Origin of the sequence: Streptomyces sp. STR69 (genome assembly GCF_024519455.1) — a bacterium.
Lineage (GTDB): Bacteria > Actinomycetota > Actinomycetes > Streptomycetales > Streptomycetaceae > Streptomyces.
Map to the genome: position 1 here is coordinate 360,894 of NZ_JALJRY010000004.1, position 15,810 is coordinate 376,703.

The 15,810-nt window shown below is 69.8% G+C and carries 11 protein-coding genes; 7 read left to right on the top strand and 4 right to left on the bottom strand.

What is annotated here, in order from left to right:
- Window positions 1-16 precede the first annotated feature (16 nt).
- Window positions 17-1,300: an ABC transporter substrate-binding protein gene (locus OC490_RS10080; RefSeq protein WP_262057495.1), complete on the bottom strand. Its 1,284-nt coding sequence runs from the start codon at window positions 1,298-1,300 to the stop codon at window positions 17-19.
- 269 nt (window positions 1,301-1,569) lie between these two features.
- Window positions 1,570-2,604 (bottom strand): LacI family DNA-binding transcriptional regulator, encoded by a 1,035-nt coding sequence (locus OC490_RS10085; protein WP_262057496.1) that lies wholly within the window; start codon window positions 2,602-2,604, stop codon window positions 1,570-1,572.
- A gap of 237 nt (window positions 2,605-2,841) precedes the next feature.
- Here OC490_RS10085 and OC490_RS10090 point away from each other — a divergent pair, with 237 nt between their 5' ends.
- Window positions 2,842-5,109 (top strand): glycosyl hydrolase family 95 catalytic domain-containing protein, encoded by a 2,268-nt coding sequence (locus OC490_RS10090; RefSeq protein ID WP_262057497.1) that lies wholly within the window; start codon window positions 2,842-2,844, stop codon window positions 5,107-5,109.
- A gap of 63 nt (window positions 5,110-5,172) precedes the next feature.
- Here the strand turns inward: OC490_RS10090 and OC490_RS10095 are convergent, their stop codons facing one another.
- Both OC490_RS10095 and OC490_RS10100 read right to left on the bottom strand, forming a co-directional pair.
- Entirely contained in the window at window positions 5,173-6,240 is a 1,068-nt protein-coding gene (locus OC490_RS10095; protein ID WP_315986666.1) for a LacI family DNA-binding transcriptional regulator, read from the bottom strand.
- A gap of 294 nt (window positions 6,241-6,534) precedes the next feature.
- The gene (locus tag OC490_RS10100; RefSeq protein ID WP_262057499.1) at window positions 6,535-8,055 is read right to left on the bottom strand and encodes a carboxylesterase/lipase family protein; all 1,521 of its coding nucleotides are present in this window, start codon (window positions 8,053-8,055) and stop codon (window positions 6,535-6,537) included.
- 410 nt (window positions 8,056-8,465) lie between these two features.
- Here OC490_RS10100 and OC490_RS10105 point away from each other — a divergent pair, with 410 nt between their 5' ends.
- From OC490_RS10105 to OC490_RS10130, 6 genes are all read left to right on the top strand, one after another.
- Window positions 8,466-8,996 (top strand): PadR family transcriptional regulator, encoded by a 531-nt coding sequence (locus OC490_RS10105; protein WP_262057500.1) that lies wholly within the window; start codon window positions 8,466-8,468, stop codon window positions 8,994-8,996.
- A 20-nt stretch (window positions 8,997-9,016) separates the two neighbouring features.
- Entirely contained in the window at window positions 9,017-9,997 is a 981-nt protein-coding gene (locus OC490_RS10110; RefSeq protein ID WP_262057501.1) for an NADPH:quinone reductase, read from the top strand.
- 180 nt (window positions 9,998-10,177) lie between these two features.
- The gene (locus OC490_RS10115) at window positions 10,178-12,640 is read left to right on the top strand and encodes an MMPL family transporter (RefSeq protein WP_262057502.1); all 2,463 of its coding nucleotides are present in this window, start codon (window positions 10,178-10,180) and stop codon (window positions 12,638-12,640) included.
- A gap of 155 nt (window positions 12,641-12,795) precedes the next feature.
- Window positions 12,796-14,100, top strand: a complete 1,305-nt coding sequence (locus tag OC490_RS10120; protein ID WP_262057503.1) for a sensor histidine kinase — start codon at window positions 12,796-12,798, stop codon at window positions 14,098-14,100.
- Window positions 14,097-14,753: a response regulator gene (locus OC490_RS10125; RefSeq protein WP_262057504.1), complete on the top strand. Its 657-nt coding sequence runs from the start codon at window positions 14,097-14,099 to the stop codon at window positions 14,751-14,753. The genes OC490_RS10120 and OC490_RS10125 overlap by 4 nt, the downstream gene beginning before the upstream one ends.
- 108 nt (window positions 14,754-14,861) lie before the next feature.
- The gene (locus OC490_RS10130) at window positions 14,862-15,809 is read left to right on the top strand and encodes an SGNH/GDSL hydrolase family protein (protein WP_262057505.1); all 948 of its coding nucleotides are present in this window, start codon (window positions 14,862-14,864) and stop codon (window positions 15,807-15,809) included.
- Window position 15,810: the final 1 nt, after the last annotated feature.

Sequence of the window (15,810 nt, forward strand, 5' to 3'; positions counted from 1 at the left end):
ACGTGGACGCGCCTTCCTACTTCTTGATCGCCAGAACCGCGCTGACGAACTGCTCCGGCGAGCTCTGCCCGTTGAACAGCTTCTGGATCTCGGTCAGCAGCGGCGTGCCGAGGGTGAGGCCGAGCGCCTGGTCCCAGGACTGGGTGAAGGAGGGTGCCTTCTGCACCAGGTCGTACTGGAACTTGGCGTACGCCGGGTCGGCCGCCTTGGTGAGGTACTGCGCGGCGTTGGAGGTGACCGGCACCTCACCCTTCTCGACCAGCCCCTGCACGTAGCTGTCGCTGTAGGTGGTCTGCAGGAAGTCCGTCGCGGTCTGCATGGCGGCGGAAGTGGTCACCGAAAGGTAGTTCGTGGGGTTGCCGACCACGTTGGCGGCATCGCCCTTGCCTCCCTCCACAGAGGGGAAGGCCACGTATCCCAGGCCGTTCTTCGCGAAGTCGGGGGCCTCGGCCAGCTGGGTCGCGTACTCCCACGAGCCCATCAGCACCATGGCCGCCTTGCCCTTGTTGAGCAGCGTGGAGGTGCCGCCGGCGCCGTAGTTGACCGATCCGAACTTCTTGCCGAACGCGCCGCTGTCCACCAGCTCCTTGATCATCTGCGCGGTCTTGAGGATGGCGGGGTCCTTCCACTGCGACCAGTCGCCGCCCTGGATCTTGTCGAACAGCTTCGGCCCCGCGAGGCGGTCGACGAGGTACTCGACCCACATCAGCTCGGTCCACGAGGAGCTGGCGTTGCCGGCGAGCGCGAAGGGCGTGATGCCCTTGCCCTTGAAGACCTTGACCAGGTTCTGCAGCTCGGCGTAGGTCGTCGGCGGCTCGACGCCCGCGTCGGCGAAGACCTTCTTGTTGTAGAAGAGGAACACCGGCTGGGTGCCCCGGCAGGGGATGCCGACCAGCTTGCCGCCGACCTTGCCCGCGGCCAGGGCGGACGGCAGGAAGTGCGACTCCAGGGCCGTGTCCAGCGTGACCAGCTTCCCGGCCGTGACGTAGTCGTTCAGGCTGCCGCCGCCCCAGCTGAAGAACACCCCGGGCATCTTGGCCGAGCCCATCGCGGTCCGCAGCTTGTCCTTGTACCCGTCCGTGGCGATGACGGTCATGCTGACCTTGCCCTTGCCGGCGGAATTGAAGGTGTCCACCGCCGCCTTCTGGACGGAGTTGGTCGGGTCCTGCAGCGTCCAGAAGTCGACGTTGCCTGTGGGCGAGGACGTGGAGCTGGCGGACGAGCCACAGCCGGCCACGGTGACGCTCAGCGTGGTCGCCGCCGTCGCGGTGAGGAACCATCTCCGGGACACACTGTTCATCGTTGAACACCTTTCGAGTCAGCAGGATCCCTTCGCGGGTGAACTGCACCCGGCAGGCCGTCCCGGGCCTGCCCGCACTGGGGGATCTGGGTCGATGGCCATGACCGTCAGGTGCTGTTGCGCAAGTGTTGCGGTTCCGTTGCTCCTGCGGTTGAGCTGGCGTCGGTCACGTTAAGCGGCGCAATTCGGCCGCGGCAATATCGGAGCGAAATCACTTCCGAAAGACTTTCGCTGTCCGAGGGCTTGCGGAACCGGCTCGGGGTTCGTCCCTATTTCCCGGTTTCGGGCGGCGCCGTGGACATGCGCACGACGAGTTCGGTCGCGAGTTCCCTGCGCGTCGTGGCGGGAGGCCTGCCGTCGGCGAGGTTCAGCAGGACGCGCGTGGCCTCCTGACCCAGTTCCCTGAACGGCTGCCTCACCGCACTCAGCGGTGGCGAGGCCATGCCGGCCACGAGGGTGTCGTCGAACGACATCACCGACAGCCCGCGCGGTACAGCGATGCCCAGTTGCCGGGCTGCCTCCAGGGCGCCGAGCGCCTGGACGTCACTCGCGGCGAAGAGAGCCGTCGGTCTCTCGCCCTGCTCCAGCACACTGCGGGCGGCGCGCAGTGCCTCGCCGTAGTCGAAGTCCGTCGAGCGCACGAGCGTGGCGTCGTAAGGGATCCCGGCCTCCGTCAGGGCGGCCCGGTAGCCGTGCAGGCGCGCGGACCCGGCCAGGGAGTGCGACCGGCCGGCCAGCATGCCGATGCGGCGGTGCCCGAGGTCGATCAGGTGCTGGACAGCGGTCGTCGCGCCGTGCCAGTTCGCCACCCCTACGCTGGGGATGTCTGCTGACGGGGCGTTCAGGGGATCGACGAGCACCACCGGAATCCGCTGCTCCAGGATCCGGCGCTCGTCCCTCTCCACGAGTGTGGAGATGACGATGACGACCCCGAGGGCGTCCAGCTTCTGAGACTCTTCCAACCACTGCGCGATGGAGCGCCGACTCGTCGTGCCGACGGTCGTGTGGACACCGATCTCGGCCGCCGACTCCACGATGCCGCGGACCACTTCGAGGGTGTACGGTCCCGCCAGGTCCCGGAACACCGCGAGGATCTGCCGTGGCCGACGAGCTTCGGTCTCCCACGTACGGACAAACCCACGTTCGGCCAGCAGCGCCTCGATGCGGGCGCGTGTCGCCTGGGACACGTCGCGCCGCCTGTGGACGACCTTGGACACGGTCGCCGGCGAGACGCCGACCTCGTCGGCTATCGAGGCGAGAAGCCCGTACTGGGCGTTCCGTCGGGAGCTGGTTGGGCCCGTCACTGCGGTGTGGACCTCCCCGACCCCGTCCATTGGCTTGATCTGATTGCGTGCTGAGCGAACGTACACGCCGGTTCGATCACGGCAGGCCGAGACAGGGCGCCGAAAGCCCTGTACACCTGCGGAAACGGGGAGGCTCAAGGGCTGCGAAAGTCTTTCGCGACCCGATCGGCCGCCTCTTGTAGGCTCCCCCGCAGCCTGTTCGAGCCGCTCAGGCACGTTACTTCCGGGAGGCCGGGAATGCCGGTGCACAGCATCTACGACACACAGCCCGCCGACCGCTGGGAGGACGCTTTCCTCTCCGGCAACGGCGAGTACGGAATCATGGTGTTCGGGCATCCCCACCGGGAACGGATCGTTCACAACCACCACCGTTACGTGCTGCCCAACGAGTCCCTAGGGATGCGGCCGCCGGCCGTCGCCGACCGTCTTGAACAGGTTCGCGACCTGGCCCTCGCCGGGGAACGGGAGCAGGCACAGCGCGAGTTCTCCGACGGCAGGGGGATGGCCTGGACACAGTCCTTCCATCCGGGGCACATGCTGCATGTGGACACGACGGCCGGGGACGGCGCTGTCGAGCACTACCGCCGGGTCACCGACTTCACCACCGGCGAAGTGAGGGTCACCTGGTCCGACGGGGAACGGGAGTGGATACGGCGCGCGTTCGTGTCGCGCACCGACGCCGTCGCGGTCGTCGAGATCACCGGTCCGCGGCTCGACCTGGCCCTACGACTGTCCGGAGAGCTGTCGGGCCGCCCCGCCGAGGTCACTTTCACGACGTCCACCGAGGTCACCGGGGACGGCGAGGCGTCACTCGCCGTCGTGGGCGAGTATCCGCCCGGTCCCGGCGCGGCGGGTTTCACCGGCGTGACCCGGGCCGTCGTCACGGGCGGCCGGGTCGCCGCGGAAGGGGACACGGTCCGTGTCGAAGGAGCGACACGCGTCGTTCTGCTGACCCGGATGGACCGGTCGGCGCCCCTCCCCCGCATCGACGCGCTCCGCGCGGCCCTGGCTGAACTGCCCGCCGAATACGACGAGTTGCTCTCCCGGCACGCGCCCGTCCACGGCGAGCTCTACGGCCGCGCCGAACTCGACCTGGGCGTGCCGGACAGCGACCGCGGCCTCCCCGTGGGCGAGCTGATCGCCCTCGCCGACACCAAGACGCTGGACGGCGCGCTGGTCGAGGCGCTGTTCCACTCCGGCCGCTATCTGCTGCTCAGCTCCAGCGGGGTACTGCCGCCCCGACTGACCGGCCTGTGGCTGGGCGAATGGGGCGCCGCCTGGTCCGGCGACTACACCACCGACGCCAACATCAACCTCCAGATGGCCGGGGCGGTCCTCACCCGCATGCCCGAACTCATCGCGCCGTACGCCGCCTTGATCGATGGTCAGATCGACGACTGGCGCACCAACGCCCGCACGATCTACGGCACCCGCGGAATCCTGGCCCCCAGCCGGACGGACGGCGAACACGGGCTGCTCTTCCACCTGGACGACGACTGGCCCTGGACCATGTGGCTGGCGGGCGCGGACTGGCTGCTGTTCCCGCTGCACGAGTACTGGCAGGCGACCGGCGACGACGGCTTCCTCGCCCGTACCCTCGCCCCCTGGCTCGTCGAGGCCGCCGTCTTCTTCGAGGACTTCCTCACCCGCGAGGACGACGACGGGCACGTCGTCCTGGTCCCCTCCTACTCCCCCGAGGTCGGCCCTCGCGACGGGCGGGGCATGTCCGGGGTGAATGCCACCATGGACCTGGCCGCGGCCCGGCACGCCCTCACCACCGCAGCCGACGTCTGCACCCACCTCGGTATCGAACAGGACGCGGTCGGCCGCTGGCGCGCGCTGGCGGAGCGGCTGCCGCCCTACCGCGTCGACGGGCAGGGGGCGCTCGCCGAGTGGGCGTGGCCGGGACTGGAGACCGCAGACGACCACCGGCACATCAGCCACCTCTACCCGGTGTGGCCGCTGCACGACATCACCCCGGACGACACCCCCGACCTGGCCGCCGCCGCCCGCGAAGCCCTGCTGCGACGCGGTGACGAGAACCTCTCCGCGCACGGCAGCCTGCATCGCGCCCTGGTCGCCGCACGCCTGAAGGACAGCGGGACGGCGAAGGAGAACGTCCTCAAGATCGTGGGCCACAACATGGTCTTCCGATCCCTGATGACCTCGCACAACCCCGACTTGGAGATCTACAACGCGGACGCCGCCCACTGTCTGCCGGCCGTGGTCGTGGAGATGCTCCTCGACTCCCGGCCCGGGATCGTGGAACTCCTGCCGGCCCGGCCCCCGGAGTGGCGGTCCGGCAGCCTGCGCGGCCTCGCCACGCGCGCCGGTGTCGGCGTCGACGAACTGACGTGGGATGTGTCCGAGGGCCTCGCGAAGGTGGTTCTCACATCGCCACTTGAGCGGGACCTCGTCCTCGTGTGCCGTGACGGCTCGGACCAGCGGCAGACCGTACACCTGCTGCCGCACGTCCCCACCACGGTGACCGTCCCGCTCGCCTGAGGCCTCAGGGACGCCCGCCCTCGGGGCAGCCGCAACGGCGCAACGCGTGTGCCCTGGGGTCACTCACTGTGTATCGACTCGCCTGCGTACCGACGTCGAGGTGCGCAGCACGAGCTCCGTCGCCAACTCGATCCGGGACGACGCGGGCGGTCGACCCTCCGCGAGTTGCACGAGCACCCTCGTGGCCTCGGCGCCCAGCTCCTCGAACGGCTGGCGCACCGCGCTCAGCGGCGGACAGGCCATGGCCGCCACGAGGGTGTCGTCGAAGGACATGACCGCCAAGTCCTCGGGAACGCTGAACCCGTGCTGACGCGCCGCTTCCAGAACACCGAGCGCCTGCGCGTCACTCGCCGCGAAGACGGCGGTGGGTGGATTGCCGGAGCGCAGGATCTGCAGGCTGGCGAGCAGCCCTTCTTCGAAGTCGAAGTCGGTCGAGCGCACGATCGCCGGGTCGTACGCGATCCCCGCCTCCTCCAGAGCGGCCCGGTAGCCGTGCAGTCGCGCCGCCCCGGCCAGCGAGTGCGAACGGCCCGCGACCATGCCGATCCGGGTGTGCCCGAGGCCCAGCAGGTGTTGCACCGCTTCCCTGGCTCCGCTCCAGTTCGTCACCCCGATGCTCGGAATGTCGTGGGTCGGTGCGCTCAGCGGGTCGATCAGCACCACGGGAAGCCGCCGCTCGACGATCCGGCGCTGGTCTTCCTCGGCCAGCATGGAGATCACGATGATCAGGCCCGCCGCGTCGAGCGCCACGCACTCGTCGAGCCACTGGGAGATCGAACGGTGACCGGTCGTCCCGGTCACCACGTCCAGGCCCAGTTCGTCCGCCGCGTCCACGATCCCGCGGACGACTTCCAGCGTGTACGGCCCCGACAGGTCACGGAACACCGCGATGATCTGACGCGACGCCGCGGGATCGGGTTCTCCCGGGCGGACGTACCCGTGGCGTGCCAGGAGATCCTCGACTCGGGCTCGCGTCGCCGCTCCGACGTCGGCACGCCGGTGCACGACCTTCGACACGGTACTGAGCGACCCCCCCGCCTCGCCGGCGATGCTGGTCAGCAAACCGTACTGCGCATCCCCGCGCGCGCTGCCCCAACCTGTCACTCGTACGCCTCGCCTTTGAGCTGCCACCCGAAACTCCGCCGCAAGCCAACAGGACGAAAGGCCCGGTGACAAGGCTGCTGCGTCGGATGACCCCGACCGCACCTGTCCGCGCGACCTCTACGCGCCGTCGTCCGGGAACAGCACGCGGTGCGCCGGTGGCACGTCCCCGCGAGTGAGCCTGAGTCCAGGCCCGGACCGGTACCGCTCCGGCCACTCCCCTCTCGCTCGGCGACGGGAGGGTGGCAACGGTGAGCGACGGCCGGGACTGCCGACCAGTGATCAGCCGGCCGGCCATGGAGCGGAGGTGCGGAGGTGGCGGGGCTACGCCGTCGTCAGGGGCAGCGCGGCGAAGGTGTGGTGTTCCCAGAGTCGACGGACGGCCTCCTCCGGGTACGCGGTCACCGTCGGTTCGGTGTCGAGGAGTTGGACGAGGCGGCGCTCGGGATCGTACGCGGGCCAGCCCGGGTCACCCGTGGTCGCGAAGGCGGTCCAGGCGGAGCGGAAGCGGGCGGAGAGCGCCTCGGTCTCCGGCGAGGGAACGGGACCGGTCAGCATGGCGCCGAGACCGCCGTAGACGCCGAACGTCAAGGGCACATCGAGTCCGTGACAGGCGCCCAGGGCGCCGCCGTTGGCGGGTGCGGCCCAGGTCAGCTCGTACACGTGCGCCCTGCCGCCGCCGGCCACCTGCGCCTCCGCGAGGTGCAGCGACGGCATCCGGAACAGCCAGTCGGACTGCACCAGTTCGAACAGATACTCCGCCGAGGCGTCCGGAAACGCGCCACGGTAGGCCGACTCGCTCTCCGGCCCCGGTCCGAACAGGCCCAACGCCATCGAGGCCAGCCCCTCGTCCACCTGGCCGAGCAGCCCACCGAGCATCAGGAAGAGGCGGTATTCGTCCCTGTTGTGCCCGGCGATCAGCTCCACGTCCCGCGCGGCACCACTCGCGAGGGCCTGCCACGGGGTAGTGGGCAGGACATCGCCGTCGACGACGGGCGAGAACGGGGTCGGGGTCAGAGCGACCGGACCCCAGCGCTCCACGTACCCACTCATCCGGCCGGTCAGTTCGGCTCCTGCCTCAGGCAGCTTGCGCGGGTCCACACCGGACAGATCGGCGACCGTCGGACGCAGCCCCAACCCGCCGGCCAGCACCTCGGCGATGTCACCGGCCAGCTCGGAGGAGAAGAACGTGCCCGGCACACTCTGGGTGATCGCCCGCCGGAACAGACCCCGCGCCCGCGGCATGGCCATCAGCGCGGCGATGGACCCGGCACCCGCGGACTCGCCGAAGACGGTGACCTGCTCGGGGTCGCCACCGAAGGCGGCGATGTTCTCGCGCACCCACTCCAGGGCAGCGACCTGGTCGAGCAGACCACGGTTCGCGGGCGCTCCCTCGATCAGGGCGAATCCCTCGATGCCGACCCGGTAGTTGAGCGTGACCACGACCAACTCGCCGTCACGCGAGAGGCGACTCCCGTCGTAGGCCGGATCGTCGGCGGAGCCGAACTTGTACGCGCCGCCGTAGATCCACACCATCACCGGCCGCCGCACGGCCGGGTCCGTCTCGGGCGACCACACGTTGACCGTCAGCCAGTCGTCACCGGCCGGAAGACCGGCGGGAACCTCGGGCCCGGGACCCGCCTGTTCCTGCGGAGGAGGCGGGCCGAACGTGAACGCCTCCCGCACACCGTCCCAGCCGTCCACGGGTCGCGGCGCCGCGAAGCGCGCCGCACCCACCGGCGGCTGCGCGAACGGGATACCCCGGAAGACCTCCAGGCCACCCTCACGACGACCGCGGACCGCGCCCGCCACCGTCCTGGCCTCCGGAAACTCGCTACTGCTCATCGACGACTCCTCAAAGGACCGGCCACCGGGCAGACGGTCCGCACGCGGGATTCAAGCGGATCACCGAACGGGATACGTGGCCGGCCGCCTCAGATTTTCGTGAATCATATTTCACTAGACGAACTCATTTGTCGACGAGTTCGCACTTCGAAGACCCGCGCCTTCGAGGGCGAGGGCCCGCCTCGCGCGACAGAGCGGGCGAGGTCACCGGCGAAATGGCGGAGGAGGAGGAATGAAGATCCATGGTTCGGGCTCTCGGGGAGGTCGGCGGCGTTTCGGACGGGGCGCGCCTGCGGGGACGAGCCGAGCTGCGGGACGTGCGGGCCTCGACGGTGAGGCGAGCCGCCGTCGACGGTGTCATCGATTCGATGTGAACATCGAATCGATGAAACATATGAGAAGATGACCCCATGCTGGAACTCGCGATACTGGGCTTCCTGGCCGAAGGCCCCCTACCGGGTCATGAGCTGCGCCGACGTGTTTCGGACCTGACCGGCTACACGCGCCCGGTCAGTGACGGCACCCTCTACCCGGCCATCAACCGCCTCGCGAAGGCGGGTCTGCTGGAACGGCGGGCCGATCCGCGCGCGGGTGCGGGCCGCTACATGCTCAGCCTGACCGAGGCAGGCCGCGCCGACATGCTGGAGCGCCTGCGCAAGCCGGCCGACCACGAGATCACCGACTTCACCCGTTTCTACACGGTGCTGTCCTTCCTCTCGCACCTCCCTGACGTCGCCGAACAGCACGCGGTACTGCGCCGCCGCCTGGCGTTCCTGGAGGAGCCGGTGAGCTTCTTCTACGACGGTGACCGGCCCCTACGCGCCGAGGAGGTCTCCGACCCCTACCGGCGTGGCCTGCTCCTCACCGCCCGCGCGACCAGCCGCGCCGAACGCGCCTGGCTCCGCGAGGTCCTGGGCGAACAACCGCCCGAGAACCCCTGAAAGACCCCGGAGGTACCTCCATGCTCGCGTCCTGGTATGACCGGCAGGGCTCCGCCGCCGATGTCCTGCACGTCGGTGAACTGCCCGACGCCCACCCCGGCCCCGGTGAGGTGCGGGTCCGCGTGACCGTCTCGGGCGTCAATCCCGGTGACACCAAGAAGCGGCGCGGCTGGCTGGGCTCCTCGATGCCGTATCCGAGGGTCGTCCCGCACAGCGACGCCGCCGGCGTCATCGACGCGGTGGGCGACGGCATCGACGCCCACCGCGTCGGAGAGCGGGTGTGGGTGTACGGCGCCCAGTCCTACCGGGCCTTCGGCACCGCCGCGCAGTACACCGTCGTACCGGATCAGCAGGCCGTACGTCTCCCCGACCACCTCACCGACGAGCTCGGCGCGAGTCTGGGCATCCCGGGCATCACCGCTCACCGCGCCGTTTTCGCGGACGGCCCGGTCGACGGCCGGATCGTCCTCGTCCACGGTGTGCTCGGCGGCGTCGGCTCCCTGGCCGCACAGCTCGCCCGCTGGGGCGGCGCCACCGTCATCGGCACCGTCCGACGCGGCGACGACCTCGCCCATGTCGACGCGACCGCCGTCTCCCACGCCGTCGCCCTGGATTCGGCCGACCCGGCGGCAGCGATCCGCTCGTACGCGCCGGGTGGTGTCCACCGTGTCGTCGAGGTGTCCCTGTCGGCCAACGCCGACCTCGACAACGCGGTCACCGCGCTCGACGCCGTCATCGCCGCCTACGGCACCCACGCCGACCGTACCGAACTCCCCTTCTGGCCCCTGCTGTTCAACAACGTCACCCTGCGGCTGCTCGGCAGCGACGACTTCCCCGCCGTGGCGAAGCGGCAGGCCGCCCGTGATCTCACCGCGGCCGCCGCGGTCGGCGCCCTCACCGTCGACGTCGCGGACCGCTACCCGCTGGAGGACATCGCCAAGGCCCACGAACGGGTCGACGCGGGCGGGCGGGCCAGGGTGGTGGTCACCGTCCCCGGCTGACCGGAGCACGGCCAGTCGCCGTGTTGTCAGGAGAGGGGCATTAGTCCTGCGGTACTAATCGAGGCCTGTCGATTCGATGCCACAGGGGGCAGGAAGCGCGGAAACCCGCACCTAGCTTGAGATCAAGGGTCGATCAGGCCCTGCTCGCGTAATGATCTCTTCTCCTGGTGGGAGTACCCCGTGGCCACCTTCCTCTATCGACTGGGACGGCTCGCCTTCCGGCGACGACGCCTGTTCCTGATGTTGTGGATCGCCGTCCTGGCCGCCGTAGGCATCGGCGCCATGAGTTCCACCGGCTCCACCTCGGACAGCTTCACGCTGCCCGGCACGCAGTCCCAGAAGGCCATCGACCTGCTGGGCAAGGAGTTCCCGCAGGCCTCCGCCTCGGGCGCCACCGCTCGGGTCGTCTTCGAGGCCCCTTCCGGCCAGAAGCTCACCTCCGCCGCCAACAAGGCGGAAATCACCTCGCTGGTGGCCGAGTTGAAGGCGTCGCCGCAGGTGGCGAGCGTCTCCGACCCGTTCACCAGTGGTCTGGTCAGCAAGTCGGGCTCCATCGCCTACACCCAGGTGTCCTACAAGGTCGCCAAGTCCGACGTCAGCAGCGCCGCGCACGAGGCCTTGAACAAGGTTGCCGCGGAGGGCGAGAAGGCCGGGCTGACGGTCAGCATGGGCGGTGACGCGGTCGAGGACAAGGCGGCCAGCAAGGCTGCCGAACTGATCGGTCTGGCGGTCGCCGCGGTCGTTCTGGTGATCACCTTCGGCTCGCTGATCGCGGCGGGCCTTCCGCTGCTGACCGCGATCCTCGGCGTGGGCGTGGCCGTCATGTGCATCACCATCGCCACCTCGTTCGTGGACATGGCCTCGGCCGCCTCGACACTGGCTCTGATGCTGGGTCTGGCGGTCGCCATCGACTACGCCTTGTTCATCGTCTCCCGCTACCGCAACGAGATCCGCGACGGCCATGATCCGGAAGAAGCCGCCGGCCGGGCCCTGGGCACCGCCGGATCCGCCGTCGTCTTCGCCGGCCTCACCGTGATCATCGCGCTGGCGGGCCTGAGTGTCATCGGCATCAAGATGCTCACCTCGATGGGCCTGGCCTCCGCCTTCGCGGTCGCTGTCGCCGTGGTCATCGCCCTGACCCTGCTGCCCGCGATGCTGGGCTTCGCCGGGACGCGGATCATGAAGGGCAAGCTCCTCAGCCGCCGCATGCACGCGCTGGAGGAACGCGGCGAGGGCGAGGCCATGGGTGTGCGCTGGGCGCGCTTCGTCACCCGCAATCCGGTCAAGGTCCTCGCCGTCGCGGTGATCGGCCTGGGCCTGCTGACCATCCCCGCCATGTCGCTGCGCCTAGCGCTGCCCGACGACTCCATGAAGTCCCCCGACAGCACCCAGCGCGTCGCCTACGACACCCTCAGCAAGGGCTTCCGTCCCGGCTTCAACGGTCCCCTGACCGTGGTGGTCGACGCCCGTGACAGCAAGGACCCGAAGGCCGCCGCCGCGGACGCGGTGGCGCGGATCAAGAAGCTGCCCAACGTGGCCACGGTGCGCGACGCCGCGTTCAACGAGTCCGGCGACGTGGCCCTGATCGGGGCCATCCCGAAGAGCGCGCCGAGCAGCCAGGCCACCAAGGACCTGGTCAAGGACATCCGCGCCCAGAGCGGCACGTTGCACAAGGACACGGGTGCCGACCTGATGGTGACCGGCACCACCGCCGTCAACATCGACGTCTCCACCAAGCTCGGCCAGGCCCTCATCCCCTACCTGGCGATCGTGGTCGGCCTGGCGCTGGTCCTGCTCCTGCTGGTCTTCCGCTCGATCCTGGTCCCGCTCAAGGCAGCCCTCGGATTCCTCCTGAGCGTGGGCGCCACGCTCGGTGTCGTGGTCGCCGTCTTCCAGTGGGGCTGGCTCAAGGGTCTCTTCGGCATCCAGGAAACCGCGCCGATCGTGAGCGTCCTGCCCATCCTGCTGATCGGCGTGGTCTTCGGACTCGCCATGGACTACGAGGTCTTCCTCGTCACCCGGATGCGGGAGGAGTACGTCCACGGGGCCGAACCCACGCAGGCGATCGTCCAGGGCTTCAAGCACAGTGCGCGCGTGGTCACCGCGGCGGCGATCATCATGATCTCGGTGTTCTCCGGCTTCCTCCTCGACGACGTGGCACTCATCAAGTCCATCGGCCTCGGCCTCGGCTCCGCCGTGTTCTTCGACGCCTTCGTGGTCCGCATGACCATCGTCCCGGCGGTCATGACCCTGCTCGGGCGCCGCGCCTGGGCCCTGCCCAAGTGGCTGGACCGGGTCATGCCCAACGTGGACGTCGAGGGCGAGAAGTTGCGAAAGGCCCTGGCAGCCGAGGAGACGAGCACCGCACCCGAACCCGTATTCGCCGGCGTACCCGCCGGGGGCCGCCAGGGCTCGGACGACCACGCCGCCCCGTCAGTCCTCACCAGCAGCTCCGGCTCCGACGCCTCGGACACGCCTGGCTTCGCGTCGCCGCTTCCCCGGCACCACCGTGGAAGGATCCCGGGACTGCCCGGCCTCGGGCACCGCGCGAACGAAGGCGACGCCGCCCCGTCGGCCGACACGGCCGAGCCGAAAGCAACGCCGACGAGGGGGTTGCGGAACAAACTGTTCCGCAAGAGCTAAGAGCTGACGGAGACGCGTCGCAACAGCGACCACTGCCGACCGCTGTTCGACCACCGACCGGATCGGCCACCTCCCACCGGCCGATTCCCCAGCCCCGCCCGCCGGTCCAATCCCCCGGGACCGGCGGGCGGCCTCCCGACCCGTGAAGGACCCCCGTGACCACACCGAGCGCCCCCGCGGCCCCCGGCCCGGACGACCGCCGGGTCCTGGAGACCCTGACCAGCGATTCCGAACAGCGCGTGATCGCCTCGGTCATCTTCCGGCTGGCCGCGCTGCGGCGGGCCGACCGGGCCCATCCCAAGGTCCGGTACTGGGGGGTACCGGCCTTCTGCGCCGCGCTCGGCATCAACTCCTACCTCAACCCCTACAACACCGGCGACGTCCCGGCGCAGCTGGCGCTCATCGTCGCGTTCGCCCTCCCCCTCCTGTGGCGGGAACGCCGGCCCATGCTGGTCTTCGCCCTGACCACCGCCGCCTCCGTGCTGGCCCTCCCCCTGGGGGTGCTGACCGGGGCCGAGTCCGCACGGGTCGTGGCCCTGTTCAACGTCGGCCGCTACAGCACCCCCCGGCAACTCGCTCTCGCCGTCGGCATCACCACCGTGCAGCTCGGAGTGTGGGCCGCCGTCTTCTGGCGGGGCGGCCAGCTGGAACACGCCACACGCCCCGAGGTCGTGACCCTGCTGGCGATGACCGCCATGGCGGCGTTCGCCGCGCTGGGCCTGCTCAGCCGACTGGCCAGTGCCTACATCGACGCCCTGCGGAAGGAACGCGACCAGCAGGCCCGCCTGGCCATAGCGCAGGAACGGGCCCGGGTCTCCCGGGAGATGCACGACATCCTCGGCCACACCCTCGCCGTCATCGTCGGTCTCGCCGACGGCGCCGCCGCCCTCACCGACAAGAAGCCGGAACGCGGGGCCCAGACTCTCCGCATCATCAGCACCAGCGGCCGTGACGCACTGGCCGAACTGCGCCGCCTGCTCTCCGTCATCGGCGACGAGGACGACCGGCCGGGCGACAAGCCGCTCGCCCCGCAGCCCGGCCTGACCGACCTCGACTCGCTGCTGGACCGCGTCCGCGCGGCCGGTCCCACCGTCACCCTGGACACCCACGGCAGCCTCACCGACCTGCCTCCCGGGATCCAGCTCTCCGTCTACCGCATCATCCAGGAGGCCCTGACCAACACCGTCAAGTACGCCGCCCCCGACACCTCGGTCCAGGTGTCCCTCACCGCCGACCCGGACGCCGTACGCGTCACCGTCGAGGACACCGGCCCGTCCCGCACACCCTCGGCGAACCGTCCCCGCGCGGGCGGCGGCCGTGGCCTGGTAGGCATGCGCGAACGCGCCGCCCTCTACCAGGGCACCGTCACCGCAGGCCCCAACGCTCACGGCGGCTGGTCCGTCCACGCCCTCCTCGTCCCCAGCCCGCAGCCCAACTCCCCGGAGAAGCACCCCTCATGACCACCGTCCTCATCGTCGACGACCAGGCCCTGCAACGCATGGGCTTCAACATGCTCCTGGAGGCCCAGTCCGACATGAACGTCGTCGGTGAGGCCACCAACGGCGGTGAAGCGGTCCGTATGACCGCCGAACTCCGGCCCGACGTCGTCCTCATGGACGTCCGGATGCCCGGCATGGACGGCATCGAGGCCACCCGCCGCATCGTGGAGTCCGGCGGCCGTTCACGCATCCTGGTGCTGACGACCTTCGACCTCGACGAATACGCCTACGACGCCCTGCGTGCCGGCGCCAGCGGCTTCCTGCTCAAGGACGCCCAGCCCGACGAACTCGTCGCCGGGGTCCGGGCCGTGGCCGCCGGCGACGCCGTCATCTCCCCAGGCCTCACCCGCAAACTGATCGACGCCTTCAGCGACCGCCTCCCCGGGCACAGTCCGCAGCAGCAGCGCCGACTCGCCGACTTGACCCAACGCGAGTGCGAAGTCCTCACCGCCATGGCCACCGGCTGGACCAACCAGGAGATCGCCGAGCGTCTCCACCTCGCCGAATCCACGGTCAAATCCCACATCGGCCGCATCCTCACCAAGATCGACGCCCGCGACCGCGTGCAGGCCGTCATCTTCGCCTACGACACCGGACTCGTCCGCCCGTCGTAAACCGCCCCGCCCCGCTCGCCCGACCCCCAAGGGCCACACCGACGCCGCTCCTTGTGTACCGACACGTCCCCGCAACCCAGCATCCGCAACGAAGAACAGGACACAGCAATGGGACCGTTGGCACGAACCGGCATGGGCGTGGCCCTTGCCTGCGGGGTACTGGTCACCGCCGTCAGCATCGGACAGAGCTCCGACAGCAGCGGCAAGAGCCACGACAAGAGCACCGCCGAAGAGATATCCAAGGGGCCGTACGTCGCACTCGGCGATTCGTACACCTCGGGTCCCAAGATCCCCCCTCAGACCGGCACTCCGGCCGGCTGCGACCGATCCGGCCGCAACTACCCGGCCCTGGTCGCCAAGGGACTCGGCCTCAAGACGGCCGACTTCCGTGACGTCAGCTGCAGTGGGGCCACCATCTCCGACCTCACCACCTCCCAGTCCACGGGCAACGGCACCAACCCCGCGCAGCTCTCCGCGCTGACCGCCGACACGCGGCTGGTCACGCTCGGCATCGGCGGCAACGACATCGACTTCAGCTCGATGATCACCAAGTGCGTAGGCACCGGAACGCTCTTCAAACTGGCCGAGCGCGTCACGGACATCACCGACAAGGCACCCTGCGAGGAGAAGTACACCTCCGGCGGCACCGACAAGGTGGCCCAGAAGATCAGCACCGCGGGTGACCGCCTCACCCGCGCACTGAACGAGATCCAACGCCGTGCGCCCGAGGCCCGGGTCTACGTCGTCGGTTACCCGTCGATCCTGCCCGCCAAGGGCACTCGCTGCGGTCGTGGCCTGCCCATCGCTCCCGGTGACGTCACGTTCCTCCGCGAGAAGCAACAGCAGCTCAACACCATGCTCGGCAAACGCGCACGGGCGGCAGGAGCAACGTACGTCGACACCTTCACCCCGTCCGCCGGCCACGACGCCTGCTCGCCGGCAGCCACCCGCTGGATCGAACCCCTCAAGCCCAGCAGCCCCGCCGCCATGGTCCACCCCAACGAACGGGGTGAACGAGGTATGGCCACCGCCGTCCTGAGCACCGTCAAGAGCTGAG